Raw genomic sequence first — 17,238 nt, 5'->3', positions numbered from 1 at the left:
TTCTCGTATTATGGTATACCATCATACGCAGACCCTCACTTAGACGGAGCAGCCCATGAGTTTCGAAATCCGCAAGATCGTCAGTTATGTAGAAGAGACCTTTATCGAGGGCGGCAAAGCCTCCGACACGCCCGTGAAAATGGTCGGCCTGGCCGTGGTACTGAAAAACCCCTGGCTGGGCCGTGGTTTCGTCGAAGACCTGAAGCCGGAGATCCGCGCTAACTGCTCCGACCTCGGCGCGCTGATGGTCGAGCGCCTGGTGGGCATCATCGGCGGTGCCGACAAGATCGAGGCCTACGGCAAAGCGGCCGTGGTAGGCGCCGATGGCGAGATCGAACACGCGAGTGCGATCATCCATACCCTGCGCTTCGGCAACCACTACCGTGAAGCCGTCAAGGCCAAAAGCTACCTGAGCTTCACCAACAAGCGCGGCGGCCCGGGTACCTCGATCCAGATTCCAATGATGCACAAGGACGACGAAGGCCTGCGTTCGCACTACATCACCCTGGAAATGCAAATCGAAGACGCGCCGCGCGCTGACGAAATCGTCGTCGTGCTGGGCTGCGCCGATGGCGGTCGCCTGCACCCACGGATCGGCAACCGTTACATCGACCTGGAAGAGCTGGCGGCTGAAAAAGCCCAGTAAGCGACACCGGCCATAACAAAAAGCATGCAGGAGCGCTCCATGATTCGGCTCACCGCTGAACGCACCCCGGCAGGTACCAGTTACCTGGCGACCGGCCAAGGCCAGCCTGTGGTTTTGATCCACGGCGTGGGCCTGAACAAAGAAATGTGGGGCGGGCAAATCGTTGGCCTGGCCACGAATTACCATGTGATCAGCTATGACATGCTCGGCCATGGCGCCAGCCCGCGCCCGGCCGCCGGCACACCGTTGCTCGGCTATGCGGACCAGTTGCTGGAACTGCTCGACCACCTGCAACTGCCCCAGGCCACGGTGATCGGGTTTTCCATGGGCGGCCTGGTTGCCCGGGCGTTTGCCCTGCATTACCCCGACCGTCTAAAAAGCCTGGTGGTGCTCAACAGTGTATTCAACCGCAGCCCCGAGCAGCGTGCCGGCGTGATCGCGCGCACGGCCCAGGCCGCCGAGCACGGGCCGGATGCGAATGCGGAAGCGGCGCTGTCGCGCTGGTTCAGCCGTGAATACCAGGCGGCCAACCCGGCGCAGATCGCCGCGTTGCGCCAGACCCTGGCGGGCAATGACCCCCAGGGCTACCTCACCACCTACGAGCTGTTTGCGACCCAGGACATGTACCGCGCCGACGACCTCAAGGGGTTGCGCGTGCCCACCCTGGTCGCCACCGGCGAACTGGACCCCGGCTCGACGCCGGAAATGGCCCGGCAACTGGCCGACCGTATTCCCGGCGCCACGGTTGCGGTGCTGGCCGAGCAACGGCATATGATGCCGGTGGAATCACCGCGCCTGGTCAATAGCCTGCTGCTGGGGTTCCTCGACACCGTGTACGCCCAAAACAATCCAATAAAGGGGATCGTTGCATGACACTCGCACGCTTCCAGATGTGCATCGGCGGTGAATGGGTCGATGCCCTGTCCGGCAAGACTTTCGACAGCCTCAACCCGGCCCTGGCCGAACCCTGGGCGCAATTGCCCGATGCCGATGAAGCCGACGTGGACCGCGCCGTACAGGCCGCGCAATCGGCTTTCGATAGCCCGGCCTGGCGCAGCCTCAGCGCCACAGCACGGGGCAAATTGCTGCGCCGCCTGGGTGACTTGATCGCCGAAAACACAGAACAACTGGCGCAGCTGGAAAGCCGCGACAACGGCAAACTGATCCGCGAGACCCGCGGCCAGGTAAGCTATCTGCCGGAGTTCTTCCACTACACTGCAGGCCTCGCCGACAAGCTCGAAGGCGGTACCTTGCCGCTGGACAAACCGGACCTGTTCGCCTACACGGTCCACGAAGCCATGGGCGTGGTCGCCGCGATCATTCCGTGGAACAGCCCGCTGTACCTGACGGCGATCAAACTCGCGCCGGCCCTGGCGGCTGGCAATACCATCGTGATCAAACCCTCGGAGCACGCTTCGGCAACCGTCCTGGAGCTGGCGCGCCTGGCGCTGGAAGCCGGGATTCCACCAGGCGTGGTCAACGTGGTGACCGGCTACGGCCCAAGCACCGGCGCCGCCCTCACCCGCCACTCGTTGGTACGCAAGATCGCCTTTACCGGCGGCGCGGCCACCGCACGGCATGTGGTGCGCAGCAGCGCGGAGAACTTCGCCAAGCTGTCGCTGGAACTGGGCGGCAAATCGCCGAATATCATTTTTGCCGACGCCGACCTCGACAGCGCCATCAACGGTGCAATCGCCGGGATCTACGCGGCGTCAGGGCAAAGCTGCGTGTCCGGTTCGCGCCTGCTGGTGCAGGATGAAATCTACGACGAGTTCGTCGAGCGCCTGGTTGAACGCGCCCAACGCATTCGCATCGGCAACCCGCAGGACGACGCCAGTGAGATGGGCCCCATGGCCACCGCCCAGCAACTGGCCGTGGTCGAAGGCCTGGTGGCGGATGCCATCGCCGAAGGCGCACGCCTGCGCACCGGCGGCAAGCGCCCGCAGAACCTCGGCGAAGGCTGGTTTTATGAGCCGACCTTGTTCGAATGCGACCACAACTCAATGAAGATCATGCAGGAAGAAGTGTTCGGCCCAGTGGCTTCGGTGATCCGTTTCAAGGACGAAGCCCAGGCCCTGGCCATCGCCAACGACTCGCAGTTCGGCCTCGCCGCCGGCATCTGGACCCGTGACCTGGGCCGCGCCCACCGCCTGGCACGCGACGTGCGCTCGGGGATTATCTGGGTCAACACCTACCGCGCCGTCTCGGCCATGGCGCCCATCGGCGGCTTCAAGAACAGCGGCTATGGACGCGAAAGCGGCATCGATTCGGTGCTGGCCTACACCGAGCTGAAGACGGTGTGGATCAACCTCTCCCAGGCGCCCATGCCTGATCCCTTCGTGATGCGTTAAGAGTCCACAACCATGATCGAACCCGGCATTTACAAAGACGTCATGAGCTCGTTCCCTTCGGGCGTCACGGTGGTCACCACCCTCGACCCGGACGGCGGCATCGTCGGCATCACCGCCAGCGCCTTCAGTGCGCTGTCGATCGACCCGGCCCTGGTGCTGTTCTGCCCCAACTACGCGTCGGACACCTACCCGATCCTGCGCGACAGCAAGCGCTTCGCGATCCACCTGCTGTCCGCCGGACAGACCGCCGAAGCCTATGCCTTCGCCAGCAAAGGCAAGGAAAAGGCCAAGGGCATCGAGTGGCACCTGAGCGACTTGGGCAACCCGCTGCTGGCCAACGCCACGGCCATCATCGAGTGCGAGTTGTGGCGCGAATACGACGGCGGCGACCACGCGATCATTGTCGGTGCGGTGAAGAACCTGATCCTGCCCACACAGCCGGTCACGCCGATGATCTATCACAAGGGCAAGCTGGGCCCATTGCCGACTCTGGCCTGAGGAGCGCTGAAGCATGAGCAACGACAAGTATGAACAGGGCCTGAAAATTCGTACCCAAGTCTTGGGTGAAGCCTATGTACAGCGTTCAATCGACAACGCCGACGACTTCACCCGACCGCTGCAGGAGATGGTCACCGAGTACTGCTGGGGCCATGTGTGGGGCCGGGAGGGTTTGTCGCTTAAAGAACGCAGCATGATAAACTTGGCAATGATTTCGGCCCTCAATCGGCCTCACGAACTCAAGCTGCACGTGCGTGGCGCCTTGCGCAACGGGCTAAGTCGTGAACAAATACGCGAAATTCTGCTTCAGGTCGGCATTTACTGCGGGGTTCCCGCTGCTGTGGACAGCTTCCGGCTGGCCCGTGAAGCCTTCGCCGAAGCCGATGCCGAGGCCTCCAGTTAACCGCTACATTCAGAGCAGACCCCATGAAACGCGCGCCCCTCGACGATAGCTTCAAGGTCAATCACAACCCGGTCACCCTGCGCGAAATCGTGCTGGAGAAACTGCGCAGCGCCATCATGAATTTCCAGCTACTGCCCGGTGACCGCCTGGTGGAGCGCGACCTGTGTGACCGCCTCGGTGTCAGCCGCACGTCGGTGCGCGAAGCCTTGCGCCACCTGGAGTCCGAAGGCCTGGTGGAATTCGCCGATGCCAAGGGCCCGCAGGTGGCGATCATCACCCTGGCCGATGCCGTCGATATCTATGAACTGCGCTGCGTGCTCGAAGGCTTGATCGTGCAGCTGTTCACCCTGCGCGCCAAGGCCAAGGACATCAAGGCCCTGGAAAAAGCCCTTGAGGAAAACCGCAAGGCTCTCAAGGAAGGCGAACTGCAGCAAGTGATCGACTCCGTGCAGGGCTTCTATGATGTGTTGCTCGAAGGATCCGGCAACCACGTGGCCGCCACTCAGTTGCGCCAGTTGCAGGCGCGTATCAGCTACCTGCGCGCGACGTCTGTGTCCCAGCAAAACCGGCGTGGCGCCAGCAACCAGGAAATGGAACGCATGGTTCAGGCGATCAAGAGCGGTGACCCCCTGGCCGCCCACCAAGCCTGCGTCGATCACGTGCGTGCAGCGGCAGCCGTGGCCTTGGATTACCTCAAGCGCAAACAGGAAGAAACCGGCAAGCTCCCCGAGATCACCCTGCCTATCGCGCTCAAAGAACCGCGCATAGGTCACTGACCGTGCCCAGCCCCAGCTTCTGCCCGACCTGCGGCGGCCGTGACCTCGGTCACCAACTGCCACCGGGCGACACCCACGAGCGCCTGATGTGCCGGGGCTGTGGCTACATCCACTACATCAACCCCAAGATCATCGCCGGTTGCATCATCGAGCAGGACGGCAAATACCTGCTGTGCCAGCGCGCAATCCCCCCACGCCCCGGCACCTGGACGCTGCCGGCGGGCTTCATGGAAGGTGGCGAAACCACCGAAGAAGCGGCGTTGCGCGAAGTCTGGGAAGAGACCGGCGTGCGCGCCGAGATCGTGTCGCCCTACTCGATTTTCAGCGTGCCGAAAATCAGCGAGGTGTACATCATCTTCCGCGCCATCGCGCTAGAGATCACCGGCCAGTTCGGCCTGGAAACCCTGGCCTACACATTCTTCGCCCCCGAGGACATTCCGTGGGACAGCATCTACTACCCGGCGATCCGGCAGATTCTCGAGCGTTACATCGAGGAACGCCAGGCTGGGGTGTATGGCATCTACATGGGGAATGATGACATTGGCAAGATTCACTTCATGCGCTGATCTCAGCCTAAACACGGTTCAAAATGTGGGAGGGGGCTTGCCCCCGATAGCGGCCTGTCAGTCAGCTTGTTTATAGCTGACCCACCGCCATCGGGGGCAAGCCCCCTCCCACATTTTGACCACACTTGGCCTGGTATGCCTAGGGCGCCAGCCCCTCCACAATAATGATCTGCGCCTCTCCCGCCCCCGCTCTATGCCCCTTTGCCTCCTGATATTCCACAGACTCATAGCACGCCACCGCCTGCTCATAGCTCTCAAACTCAATCACCACATTGCGCTGCCGCACAGGCCCGCCTTCCAGCGCCTCACTGCGCCCGCCCCTGGCCAGAAATCGCCCGCCGAACTTCGCGAACGCCGCCGGCGCGCGCTGGGTGTACTGGGTGTATTGCTCTGCATCGGACACATCCACATGGGCAATCCAATAGGCCTTCATCGAGACATCCTCTTGCTTGGAATTTGTGGTATACCATAATACATACAACCAACAAGCAGAGCACTCCTCATGCCCTTCAACAGCATCGCAGATATCATCGAAGACTACCGCCAGGGCAAGATGGTGCTTCTGGTCGACGACGAAGACCGGGAAAACGAAGGCGACCTGCTGTTGCCTGCGGCGTGCTGCACCGCCGAGACTATCAGCTTCATGGCCCGCGAAGCGCGGGGCCTGATCTGCCTGACCCTTACCGATGAACATTGCCAACGCCTGGGCCTGGAGCAGATGGTGCCGAGTAACGGCAGCGTGTTCAGCACTGCGTTTACCGTGTCCATCGAAGCCGCCACCGGCGTGACCACCGGCATCTCCGCCGCCGATCGCGCACGCACCGTGGTGGCGGCTGTGGACATCAACGCGGGCCCCGCCGACATTGTGCAGCCAGGACATATCTTCCCGCTGCGCGCCCGGGATGGCGGTGTGCTGACCCGCGCCGGCCACACCGAAGCCGGTTGCGACCTGGCGCGCCTGGCCGGGCACACACCGGCCTCGGTGATTGTCGAAGTGATGAACGACGACGGCACCATGGCCCGCCGTCCCGAACTGGAAGCCTTTGCCCGCAAGCACGGGATCAAGATCGGCACTATCGCCGACCTGATCCACTACCGCCTCAGCACCGAACGCACCGTGGTACGCATCGGCGAACGCGACCTACCCACAGTGCACGGCACCTTCCGCCTGATCACTTTTGAAGACCGCATCGACGGCGGCGTGCATATGGCCATGGTCATGGGCCAACTGCGCCGCGATGAGCCGGCGCTGGTCCGTGTGCACGTGATCGACCCGCTGCGCGACCTGGTCGGTGCCGACTACAGTGGGCCGTCCAACTGGACCTTGTGGGCCGCCCTGCAACGCGTGGCGGCAGAAGGCAGCGGCGTGGTGGTGGTGCTGGCCAACCATGAGTCGTCCCAGGCACTGTTGGAACGCGTACCGCAGTTAACCCAGGCGCCGCGTCAGTTCAGCCGCTCCCAGTCACGGATTTACTCGGAAGTGGGTACTGGCGCGCAGATATTGCAGGACCTGGGCGTGGGCAAACTGCGCCACCTCGGACCACCGCTGAAATACGCAGGCTTGACCGGTTACGACCTGGAAGTCGTGGAAAGCATCCCCTTCACCTGAGGCTGGAAACCCAGCGTCGGCGGATAGCCGGTATGGCAAAGTGCTTGCGCAAAGTTTGGAATACCATAATATGATATTCCATGGGCCGGACAACCTGAATCAGGTCTCCCGGACCGATTGCTCCCGACAGGCGGGCACTCCAAGCCCCGCTCATAAACACAACAATGAGGGCGTAAAAATGGTGTTGAACACAGGTGCAACCGCGGTGCTGTTCGCGGGTTTGTTGAGCGTGGCCAGCCAGGCGGCGTTGGCGGCGGAAAGTGTCAACTTCGTCAGTTGGGGAGGCAGCACCCAGGATGCGCAGAAGCAGGCATGGGCCGATCCTTTCAGCAAGGCCAGCGGCATCACCGTCGTCCAGGACGGCCCCACCGACTACGGCAAACTCAAGGCCATGGTCGAAAGCGGCAACGTACAGTGGGACGTGGTGGATGTCGAAGCCGACTTCGCCCTGCGCGCCGCCGCCGAAGGCCTGCTCGAGCCCCTCGACTTCTCGGTGATCGAGCGCGACAAGATCGACCCGCGTTTCGTCTCCGACCATGGCGTCGGCTCGTTCTTCTTCTCCTTCGTGCTCGGCTACAACGAAGGCAAGCTCGGCGCCGGCAAACCGCAGGACTGGAGCGCCTTGTTCGACACCAAGACCTACCCCGGCAAACGCGCCCTCTACAAATGGCCAAGCCCAGGTGTGCTTGAACTGGCGCTGCTGGCCGACGGCGTGCCCGCCGCCACGCTCTACCCCCTGGACCTGGACCGCGCCTTCAAGAAACTCGACACCATCAAGAAAGACATCGTCTGGTGGGGCGGCGGTGCGCAGTCGCAACAGTTGCTGGCCTCCGGCGAAGTCAGCATGGGCCAGTTCTGGAACGGCCGCATTCACGCCTTGCAGGAAGATGGCGCACCAGTGGGCGTGAGTTGGAAACAGAATCTGGTGATGGCCGACATTCTTGTGGTACCTAAAGGCTCGAAAAACAAAGCGGCCGCGATGAAGTTTCTGGCCAGTGCCAGCAGCGCCAAGGGCCAGGCGGATTTCTCCAACCTGACCGCCTACGCTCCGGTAAATATCGACAGCGTGCAGCGCCTGGATTCGGTCCTGGCGCCCAACCTGCCGACGGCGTACGCCAAGGATCAGATCACCCTCGATTTCGCCTACTGGGCCAAGAACGGTCCGGCCATTGCGACACGGTGGAATGAATGGCTAGTCAAATGAAAATGACGGCAACCACGCCGACCGGGAGCGCCCTCGGCGCTGCCGACGCGGTTTCCCACAAGGCCGGGGCGCTATCCCTGGCGCAACGCTGGCGGGGGTCGAGCAACTTGATCCCGGCCCTGCTGTTCCTCGGCCTGTTCTTCCTGGCACCGCTGATCGGCCTGTTACTGCGCGGCGTGCTGGAGCCGGTACCGGGCCTTGGCAACTATGAACAGCTGTTCGCCAACTCGGCCTATGCGCGGGTGTTGCTCAATACCTTTTCAGTGGCCGGCCTGGTGACCCTGTTCAGCCTGCTGCTGGGCTTTCCGCTAGCCTGGGCGATTACCCTCGTGCCGCGCGGCTGGGGCCGCTGGATCCTGAGTATCGTGCTGCTGTCGATGTGGACAAGCCTGCTCGCCCGCACCTATTCCTGGCTGGTATTGCTGCAGGCCTCGGGGGTGATCAACAAGGCGTTGATGGCCATGGGCATCATCGATCAACCGCTGGAGATGGTGCATAACCTCACCGGCGTGGTGATCGGCATGAGCTACATCATGATTCCGTTCATCGTGTTGCCGCTGCAGGCGACCATGCAGGCCATCGACCCGATGATCCTGCAGGCCGGCTCCATCTGTGGCGCCAGCCCTTGGACCAACTTCTTCCGGGTGTTCCTGCCGCTGTGCCGGCCGGGGTTGTTTTCCGGCGGGTTGATGGTTTTTGTGATGTCCCTCGGTTACTACGTCACCCCGGCCCTGCTGGGCGGTGCGCAGAACATGATGCTGCCCGAGTTCATCATTCAACAGGTGCAATCGTTCCTCAATTGGGGCCTGGCCAGTGCCGGTGCGGCGTTGCTGATTTTCATCACGCTGGTGCTGTTCTACTTCTACCTGAAGCTCCAGCCGGAATCCCCGGTTGGCGCCAGCAACGCGAGGTAAGCCGTCATGCTCCTGACCCCCAACGCCATGAGCCGCAGGATGCGCCTGGGCCTCTACACCACCACCGGTTTGATTGGCCTGTTCCTGCTGTTGCCGATCGTGTTTATCGTGTTGCTGTCGTTCGGTTCGTCGCAATGGCTGGTGTTCCCGCCACCGGGCTGGACACTGAAATGGTACGGCCAGTTCTTCTCCAACCCCGACTGGATGAACGCGGCAATGGCCAGCCTCAAAGTGGCGGTGCTGACCACGCTGTTCGCCGTCGCGCTGGGGCTGCCGACCGCCTTTGCCCTGGTGCGCGGACGCTTCCCCGGCCGCGAGCTGCTCTACGGCCTGTTCACGCTGCCGATGATCGTGCCGCTGGTGATCATCGCCGTGGCGGTGTACGCGCTGTTCCTCAAGCTCGGCTATACCGGCACGATGTTCGCCTTCGTGGTCAGCCATGTGATTGTCGCGCTGCCGTTCACCATCATCTCGATCATCAACTCGCTGAAGCTGTTCGACCAGTCGATTGAAGACGCGGCGGTGATCTGCGGCGCCTCGCGCGTGCAGGCGGTGTTCAAGGTGACCTTCCCGGCGATTCGCCCAGGGATGGTCGCCGGTGCGCTGTTCGCCTTTCTCGTCTCGTGGGACGAAGTGGTGCTCAGCGTGATGATGGCCAGCCCGACCCTGCAAACCCTTCCCGTCAAAATGTGGACCACCCTGCGCCAGGATCTGACGCCTGTGATCGCCGTCGCCTCGACGTTGCTGATCGGCCTGTCGGTACTGGTCATGGTGATCGCCGCCGCCCTTCGTCGGCGCACTGAAACCAGCGCCTAAGCGCCCAGGAGCAGAACATGAGTGCAGTGATCCAAGATGTCGCGCAGAACCCCGGCCAACCCCTGGTCAGCCTGCGTAACCTGAACAAGTACTACGGCGACTTTGCCGCCGTGGACAACATTTCCCTGGACATCCAGGACGGCGAGTTCCTCACCTTCCTCGGCTCCAGCGGCTCGGGCAAGAGCACCACCCTGTCGATGCTCGCCGGTTTTGAAACGCCAAGCAGCGGCGAGATCCTGGTGAGCGGGCAATCCCTGGTCAACGTGCCGCCGCACAAGCGTGACATCGGCATGGTGTTTCAACGCTACTCGTTGTTTCCGCACTTGTCGGTGCGCGACAACATCGCCTTCCCCCTGGCCATCCGCAAACTGGCCAGCGCCGAACGCGAGAAACGCGTGGACGCCATGCTCAAGCTGGTACAGCTGGAACCGTTCGCCCATCGCCGCCCTTCGCAACTCTCCGGTGGTCAGCAACAGCGAGTGGCCATCGCCCGTGCGCTGGTGTACGAGCCGCGTATCCTGCTGATGGACGAGCCCCTCGGTGCCCTCGACAAGAAGCTGCGTGAAGACCTGCAGGACGAACTGCGCCAGCTGCACCGGCGCCTGGGCATCACCATCGTCTACGTGACCCACGACCAGGAAGAAGCCATGCGCCTGTCCCAGCGCATCGCGATTTTCAGCCACGGCAAAATCGTCGGCCTGGGCAGTGGTTTCGACCTGTACCAGAACCCGCCGAACGCGTTCGTCGCCTCGTTCCTGGGCAATTCCAACTTCCTCAAGCTCAAGGCCCAGGGCAATGCGGCAGCGTCGTTCGAAGGCCAGTCGCTGTCGATCCGCCTGACCAGCGGCCTGCAAACCGAGCAGGATGTATTGCTGATGGTGCGCCCGGAAAAGGCCCTGGCGCTGAGCGTCGAACAGGCCATCGAGCAACCGTTGGCCGCAGGCTGGAATGAGGTCTCGGCGATTGTCGGGGAGGTGCTGTTTCTGGGCGAGAGCCAGACCTGCGCGGTGAAGACCCTCGGCGGTACTTCGATGACGGTCAAGGCGCTCTCGGCGGCGGGCATGCCACTCAAGGCCGGCGATCCGGTGCGGGTGCGTTGGGCCGCGGCGGATGCGTGTGTGTATACGGAGTGGGCGGAGAGTGATTTGAATAAGGCGGCCGGAGCGCACTGAGCCTGCCTTGTAAGACTTCATGTGGCAGCGGCTGGCTCCCGATAGCGGAATATCCGCCAGTTAGTTTGTAGCTGACAGTTCCGCCATCGGAGCGTCGCATCAAGTCTGTACCAAATGATCCAGACTACGTCGCCAGGAAAAACCGACTACAAAAAAATACCCGGCAGCGCCGGGTATTTGATTTGACGTGATGATCAGTCCGAATAACCCAACTTCACCGCTCGGACCTTCTGCGTGTGCTTGCGCGTCGCCAGGCAATAATACAACGGACACGTCACCGCCAACCCCACCAGCCACGACAAATCCGCGCCGTCTACCAGGTTGGCCCAGGGCCCCACATACAACGACGTATTGGCAAACGGCAGTTGCACGATGATCCCAATGAAATACGCCACGATCGCATGCAGGTTAAACCGCCCATACACCCCGCCATCCGCCTGGAAGATCGAGGCGATGTCGTACACCCCGCGTTTGATGATGTAGAAATCGATCAGGTTGATCGAGGCCCACGGCACCAGCACCAGCAACAGCGCGAGGATCAGTCCGATAAATTGCGCGATGAAGTCCGCCGACGCGCCCAGCGCCACCACACAGCAACCGGCGAGGATAATGCCCGAGAGCACCACGCGCACCTTGATGCTGGGGGTCCAGTGGCTGGCGAAGGTCTGGATCGAGGTGATGATCGAAAGCACTGCGCCGTACAGGTTTAGTGCGTTGTGGCTGATGATATTGAGCAGGAACAGCACCATCAGGATCGGCCCCAGCGCGCCGGTGGCTTGTTTGACCGCGACCATCGCTTCGGTGCCTTCCGGTGTCGCCAGCGCTGCCACCAGGCCGAAGGCGAACGACAGGATGGTGCCCAGCGTTGCGCCCAGATAGGTGGCAATAAACGGTCGGGTGATGCCGATGTCCGCCGGCAGGTAACGCGAATAGTCGCTGGTGTAGGGCGAGAAGCTGATCTGCCAGATGATCCCGAGCGACACCGTGGCCAGCCATCCGGCGGCGTTGAAACCGCCGCGGGTGAGGAAGTCGGCCGGCAGGTCATGGGCAAAGATGTAGGCAAAACCGGCGAGCAACGCGCTGCCCATCACCCAGGTGCCGATGCGGTTCAAGGTATGGATAAAGCGGTAGCCGATCACGCCGATGGCCGTGGCGCTGAGAGCGCCGATCAGGATGCTCGCCGGCACCGGGACCGAGGGCACGATGCCGACGATGGATTTGCCGGCCAGCACGATGTTGGAAATGAAAAAGCCGATGTAGATCAGCGCTGCGAAAAACACGATCAGCAGCGCGCCATAGCGCCCGAACTGGCCGCGGCTCTGCACCATCTGCGGGATGCCCATGCGCGGGCCCTGGGCCGAGGCAAGGGCGATCACTACACCGCCCAGCAGATGCCCGAGGGCAATCGCCAGCAGCCCCCACAGCAGGTTGAGATGGAACACTTGGGCCACCATCGCGCCGGTGACGATGGGCAGCGGCGCGATATTGGTACTGAACCACAAGGTGAACAGGTCGCGGGCCTTCCCGTGGCGCTCTGCGAGGGGGACGTAATCGACCGTATGATGCTCGATCAGGGGGTCTTGCCGGGACATCTGAGGCATAGGAATAACTCGCGTTTGTCTGATCTTATAGTTGTTTGACGCCAACCGAGGGGGCTCTACAGCCGCCCAAGATGAACACCATATTATGGTATTCCAACTATTTAACAAGATTGATTCGCTTTTTTCGCCCCGCCTCTGATCCGGTAATCCCGGTCCTTGAAAAACCGCTACCAGAGGATAAACCCCTGTAATAGAGGGCTCTGGTGGTCAGAGACACGTTTTATCGCCCTGTCCAAAAAAGCCCTTGCAACTGCTGTATTACGGTATACCATCAGACCTATAAAATTAAAAACCCGCTTCATAGCAGAGGACCATCCCATGATCGATGCCGCCATCTACAAACAAGTGATGGGTTCGTTTCCGTCCGGGGTCACCGTGATTACTACGCTGGACGACGACGGGCAAATCGTCGGCCTCACCGCCAGTGCGTTCAGCTCGCTGTCCATGGACCCGGCCCTGGTGCTCTTCTGCCCCAACTACAGCTCTGACTCCTACCCCGTACTGATCAAGAACAAGCGCTTCGCCATCCATGTGTTGTCCGGCGGGCAGCAAAGCGAAGCCTATGCCTTTGCGCGCAAAGGCAAGGACAAAGCCCAGGGCATCGAGTGGACCCTGAGTGCTTTGGGCAATCCGATCCTGGCCAACGCCACGGCGGTCATTGAATGCCAGTTGTGGCGCGAATACGAAGGCGGCGACCACGCAATCATGGTTGGCTCGGTCAAGAACCTGATCGTGCCGACACAGCCCAATGGGCCCCTGGTGTATTGCCACGGCAAGATGGGTACCCTGCCGGTGCCTGCCTGATACCCCCCGCCAAAGCCGTTCTTTTTTCGCGGAAAATAACAATAGATCCGAGGTATGCGTCATGAAATTTTCGCTGTTCGTACACATGGAACGCTGGGATGAAAGCGTCAGCCACCGTCAGTTGTTCGAAGACTTGACCGAGCTGACCCTGATGGCCGAAGCCGGTGGCTTCAGCACCGTGTGGATTGGCGAGCACCACGCCATGGAATACACCATATCGCCAAGTCCAATGCCGCTGCTGGCTTACCTCGCGGCCAGGACCACCACTATTCGCCTGGGCGCCGGCACCATCATCGCGCCGTTCTGGCACCCGCTGCGGGTGGCGGGGGAATGCGCGTTGCTCGACGTGATCAGCAACGGACGCATGGAAGTGGGCCTGGCCCGTGGTGCTTACCAAGTGGAATTCGACCGCATGGCCGGCGGCATGCCCGCCTCGAGCGGCGGCCAGGCCCTGCGCGAAATGGTGCCGGTAGTGCGCGCCTTGTGGAAAGGCGACTACGCCCATGACGGCGACATCTGGAAATTCCCCACCTCCACCAGCGTGCCCAAGCCGATCCAACAGCCCACCCCACCGATGTGGATCGCCGCCCGCGACCCCGACTCCCACAATTTTGCAGTGGCCAACGGCTGCAACGTCATGGTCACGCCGCTGATGAAGGGCGACGAAGAAGTCCTGGACCTTAAAAACAAATTCCAGGCCGCCCTGGACAACAACCCTGGCGTGCCCCGCCCACAATTGATGGTGCTGCGTCACACCCACGTGCACGCCGCTGATGACCCGCAAGGCTGGGAAGTCGGGGCCAAGGCGATCTCGAAGTTCTATCGCACCTTCGATGCCTGGTTCGGCAACAAGAACGTGCCGGTCAATGGTTTCCTGGAGCCAAGCCCGGAAGAGAAGTTCGCCGCACGCCCAGAGTTCGAACTGGAGAGCCTGCACAAAACCGCAATGATCGGCACCGCAGCAGAGATCATCCCGCGCATTCGGTACTACCAGGAACTGGGCGTGGATGAGTTCAGCTTCTGGTGCGACAACAGCCTGCCCCATGCCGAGAAAAAGAAGTCCCTGGCACTGTTTATCGAGCAGGTGATGCCCGCGTTTCGTTGACCGGCTGCAGGCGCCCGCTCATCAACCACATCATGAGAGCGGGGTTGCCCGAATGCCAGTCAGTTAAGAAGTAGCAGAAGCGAGAACTAACTTGTGGCGAGGGAGCTTGCTCCCGCTGGGGCGCGAAGCGGCCCCAAACAATGGGACTGCTGCGCAGTCCAGCGGGAGCAAGCTCCCTCGCCACAGGTTCGGTGTCGCCTTAACTGACTGGCATCAGGACTTGCCCGCACCCCAGTGTTTTGGCCTCAGCCCATCATCGCAGCATCGGTAACAGTCTATTGCGCTGCACAATGTACTAACTGGTTACTTATCTTGCTAAAATCGCGCTTTGCCCTCTCTCACTCGAGTCTTTTCGACATGAAACGAGCATCGCGCGCCGCTGGCGTCTCACGTTTTCTTCTGCTGGGCCTGGGCGTAATCATCGCCCTGCTCGGCCTTGCGCTCGCTGTCGGCGGCGCCAAACTGGTCAGCCTGGGAGGTTCCTGGTACTTCCTGGTCGGTGGCGTGGTCATGGCCATTGCCGGGCTGTTGATTGCCCGGCGCAAGCCGGCGGGCGCCTGGTGGTTCGCCGCGTTTCTGGTCGGCACGGCCGTCTGGGCCGTGGCCGATGTAGGCCTGGTGTACTGGCCGCTGTTCTCGCGACTGTTCATGTTCGCGGTGATCGGCATCGTGGTTGCGCTGGTCTATCCATTGCTGGTCGGCAAACCGGCGCGCGGCGCGTATGGCGTTGCTGCCGTGCTGGCGCTGGGCGCGGCGGTGGCGGCGGGCAATATGTTCGTCGCTCACCCAAGCGTAGCGCCGACCGGCGCCGGCCCTGGCATCACCCCGGTGGCTGCGGCCGATGCCCAGAAAGACTGGGCACACTACGGCAACACCGAAGGCGGCAGCCGCTTCGCCGCGCTGGACCAGATCAATCGCGACAACATCGACAAGCTCAAAGTCGCCTGGACCTACCGCACCGGTGACGTTGCCATCAGCGACGGCAACGGCGCAGAAGACCAACTCACGCCCCTGCAGATCGGCAACAAAGTATTCATCTGCACCCCGCACAACAACCTCATCGCGCTGGACGCCGACACCGGCAAGGAGCTGTGGAAGAACGAGATCAATGCCCAATCGGCGGTCTGGCAGCGTTGCCGTGGCATGGCGTATTTCGATGCCAGCGCGCCGATTGCCCAGCCGACCCAACCCAACAGTTCGCCGGTGATCGCCGCCAGCGTGCCCGCCGGTGCGCAATGCCAGCGGCGCCTGCTGACCAATACCATCGATGCACGCCTGATCGCCGTGGATGCCGACACCGGCAAATTCTGCGAAGACTTCGGCAACCACGGCCAGGTAGATCTGAAAGCCGGGCTGGGCAATGTCCCGGACAGCTACTACCAATTGTCTTCCGCGCCGTTGATGGCCGGTACCACCGTGGTGGTGGGCGGACGCGTGGCCGATAACGTGCAGACCGATATGCCGGGCGGCGTGATCCGTGGCTTCGATGTGATCAGCGGCCAGATGCGCTGGGCTTTCGACCCTGGCAACCCGCAAGACAAGCAGGCGCCAGCCGACGGCAGCACCTATGTGCGCAGTACGCCCAACAGCTGGGCGCCGATGTCCTACGACCCGCTGATGAACACGGTTTTCCTGCCGATGGGCAGCTCATCCACCGACATCTACGGTGTTGAGCGCACCGAGCTCAATCATAAATACGGCGCTTCGGTACTGGCGCTGGACGCCTCCACCGGCGCAGAGAAATGGGTGTACCAGACGGTCCACAATGACCTGTGGGACTTCGACCTGCCGATGCAACCGAGCCTGATCGATTTCACCCCGCCAGGCAGCGACAAGGCGGTACCCGCGGTGGTAATCGGCACCAAGGCCGGGCAGATCTATGTGCTCGACCGCGCCACCGGCAAGCCGTTGACCGACGTGCAGGAAGTGCCGGTGAAAGCCGCGAACATTCCCAACGAGCCGTATTCCCCCACCCAGCCTAAATCGGTGGGCATGCCGCAGATCGGCGCGCAGACCCTGACCGAATCGGACATGTGGGGCGCGACGCCCTATGACCAGTTGCTGTGCCGCATCGACTTCAAGGGCATGCGCTACGATGGCCTGTATACCGCGCCGGGCACCGATAAATCCCTGAGTTTCCCGGGCTCTCTGGGCGGCATGAACTGGGGCAGCATTTCCACCGACCCGGTGCACGGCTTTATCTTCGTCAACGACATGCGCCTGGGCCTGTGGATCCAGATGGTGCCGTCGCAGAACAAGGCCCTGGCAGCGTCCGGGGGTGAAGCGCTGAACACCGGCATGGGCGCCGTGCCGCTCAAGGGCACGCCGTATGCGGTGAACAAGAACCGCTTCCTGTCGGTGGCCGGCATTCCGTGCCAGGCGCCGCCGTTCGGCACCTTGACCGCCATCGACATGAAGACGCAAAAAATCGCCTGGCAAGTACCGGTCGGCACCGTTGAAGACACCGGCCCCCTGGGCATCCGCATGCACCTGCCGATCAAAGTAGGCCTGCCGACCCTCGGCGGTACGCTGTCGACCCAGGGTGGCCTGATCTTCATCGCCGGCACCCAGGACTTCTACCTGCGCGCCTTCAACAGCGGCAACGGTGATGAAATCTGGAAAGCCCGCCTGCCCGTTGGCAGCCAGGGCGGCCCGATGACCTACGTGTCGCCGAAAACCGGCAAGCAATACATCGTCGTCACCGCTGGCGGTGCGCGCCAGTCCACCGACCGTGGCGACTACGTGATCGCCTACGCCTTGCCGTAACCACCCT

Annotated in this window: 17 protein-coding genes; 15 read left to right on the top strand and 2 right to left on the bottom strand. The window is 62.1% G+C overall.

Translation table 11 applies throughout. From position 1 onward, the window contains the following. The first annotated feature begins 55 nt into the window (after positions 1–55). The 7 genes from C4J86_RS11115 to C4J86_RS11085 are packed head-to-tail and all read left to right on the top strand — an operon-like array spanning position 56 to position 5,240. A complete protein-coding gene (locus C4J86_RS11115; RefSeq protein ID WP_124362460.1) occupies positions 56–646 on the top strand; it encodes an amino acid synthesis family protein in 591 nt (196 codons plus the stop codon). 39 nt (positions 647–685) lie between these two features. Then, a complete protein-coding gene (locus tag C4J86_RS11110; RefSeq protein ID WP_124366707.1) occupies positions 686–1,519 on the top strand; it encodes an alpha/beta fold hydrolase in 834 nt (277 codons plus the stop codon). Further along, positions 1,516–2,997 (top strand): aldehyde dehydrogenase, encoded by a 1,482-nt coding sequence (locus C4J86_RS11105; RefSeq protein ID WP_124370409.1) that lies wholly within the window; start codon positions 1,516–1,518, stop codon positions 2,995–2,997. Before C4J86_RS11110 ends, C4J86_RS11105 begins: the two co-directional genes overlap by 4 nt. A gap of 12 nt (positions 2,998–3,009) precedes the next feature. Then, the gene (locus tag C4J86_RS11100) at positions 3,010–3,495 is read left to right on the top strand and encodes a flavin reductase family protein (RefSeq protein WP_065952751.1); all 486 of its coding nucleotides are present in this window, start codon (positions 3,010–3,012) and stop codon (positions 3,493–3,495) included. 13 nt (positions 3,496–3,508) lie between these two features. Then, on the top strand, positions 3,509–3,898 hold the full coding sequence (locus C4J86_RS11095; protein ID WP_065883580.1) for a carboxymuconolactone decarboxylase family protein: 390 nt from the start codon (positions 3,509–3,511) through the stop codon (positions 3,896–3,898). Positions 3,899–3,921: 23 nt separating this feature from the next. Next, positions 3,922–4,674, top strand: coding sequence for a GntR family transcriptional regulator (locus C4J86_RS11090; protein WP_065952753.1), 753 nt, complete (start codon positions 3,922–3,924; stop codon positions 4,672–4,674). A 2-nt stretch (positions 4,675–4,676) separates the two neighbouring features. Then, on the top strand, positions 4,677–5,240 hold the full coding sequence (locus C4J86_RS11085) for an NUDIX hydrolase (protein ID WP_124370408.1): 564 nt from the start codon (positions 4,677–4,679) through the stop codon (positions 5,238–5,240). Between the two features lie 139 nt (positions 5,241–5,379). Here the strand turns inward: C4J86_RS11085 and C4J86_RS11080 are convergent, their stop codons facing one another. Beyond that, entirely contained in the window at positions 5,380–5,673 is a 294-nt protein-coding gene (locus C4J86_RS11080; RefSeq protein ID WP_124366697.1) for a DUF1330 domain-containing protein, read from the bottom strand. Between the two features lie 69 nt (positions 5,674–5,742). Between C4J86_RS11080 and ribBA the strand changes: the two genes are divergently transcribed. From ribBA to C4J86_RS11055, 5 genes are all read left to right on the top strand, one after another. After that, positions 5,743–6,849 (top strand): bifunctional 3,4-dihydroxy-2-butanone-4-phosphate synthase/GTP cyclohydrolase II, encoded by a 1,107-nt coding sequence (gene ribBA / locus C4J86_RS11075; RefSeq protein WP_124370407.1) that lies wholly within the window; start codon positions 5,743–5,745, stop codon positions 6,847–6,849. 178 nt (positions 6,850–7,027) lie between these two features. Further along, complete coding sequence (locus C4J86_RS11070) at positions 7,028–8,053, top strand: ABC transporter substrate-binding protein (RefSeq protein ID WP_124370406.1); 1,026 nt, start codon at positions 7,028–7,030, stop codon at positions 8,051–8,053. Beyond that, the gene (locus C4J86_RS11065) at positions 8,050–8,967 is read left to right on the top strand and encodes an ABC transporter permease (protein ID WP_164487653.1); all 918 of its coding nucleotides are present in this window, start codon (positions 8,050–8,052) and stop codon (positions 8,965–8,967) included. The genes C4J86_RS11070 and C4J86_RS11065 overlap by 4 nt, the downstream gene beginning before the upstream one ends. A gap of 6 nt (positions 8,968–8,973) precedes the next feature. Further along, positions 8,974–9,783, top strand: coding sequence for an ABC transporter permease (locus tag C4J86_RS11060; protein ID WP_124370405.1), 810 nt, complete (start codon positions 8,974–8,976; stop codon positions 9,781–9,783). A 17-nt stretch (positions 9,784–9,800) separates the two neighbouring features. Beyond that, positions 9,801–10,955: an ABC transporter ATP-binding protein gene (locus C4J86_RS11055; protein WP_124366692.1), complete on the top strand. Its 1,155-nt coding sequence runs from the start codon at positions 9,801–9,803 to the stop codon at positions 10,953–10,955. Positions 10,956–11,149: 194 nt separating this feature from the next. Here the strand turns inward: C4J86_RS11055 and C4J86_RS11050 are convergent, their stop codons facing one another. Next, positions 11,150–12,556: a cytosine permease gene (locus C4J86_RS11050; RefSeq protein ID WP_124370404.1), complete on the bottom strand. Its 1,407-nt coding sequence runs from the start codon at positions 12,554–12,556 to the stop codon at positions 11,150–11,152. A gap of 318 nt (positions 12,557–12,874) precedes the next feature. Here C4J86_RS11050 and C4J86_RS11045 point away from each other — a divergent pair, with 318 nt between their 5' ends. From C4J86_RS11045 to C4J86_RS11030, 3 genes are all read left to right on the top strand, one after another. Continuing rightward, positions 12,875–13,360 (top strand): flavin reductase family protein, encoded by a 486-nt coding sequence (locus C4J86_RS11045; RefSeq protein WP_124362446.1) that lies wholly within the window; start codon positions 12,875–12,877, stop codon positions 13,358–13,360. A 61-nt stretch (positions 13,361–13,421) separates the two neighbouring features. Beyond that, positions 13,422–14,465 (top strand): LLM class flavin-dependent oxidoreductase, encoded by a 1,044-nt coding sequence (locus C4J86_RS11040; protein WP_124370403.1) that lies wholly within the window; start codon positions 13,422–13,424, stop codon positions 14,463–14,465. Between the two features lie 357 nt (positions 14,466–14,822). Beyond that, positions 14,823–17,231, top strand: a complete 2,409-nt coding sequence (locus C4J86_RS11030) for a glucose/quinate/shikimate family membrane-bound PQQ-dependent dehydrogenase (protein ID WP_124370402.1) — start codon at positions 14,823–14,825, stop codon at positions 17,229–17,231. Positions 17,232–17,238 lie beyond the last annotated feature (7 nt).

This window comes from Pseudomonas sp. R2-7-07, from assembly GCF_003852355.1.
Lineage (GTDB): Bacteria > Pseudomonadota > Gammaproteobacteria > Pseudomonadales > Pseudomonadaceae > Aquipseudomonas.
Note: the sequence above shows the minus strand (reverse complement) of the source record. Positions and strands in the feature narration are given on the sequence as shown.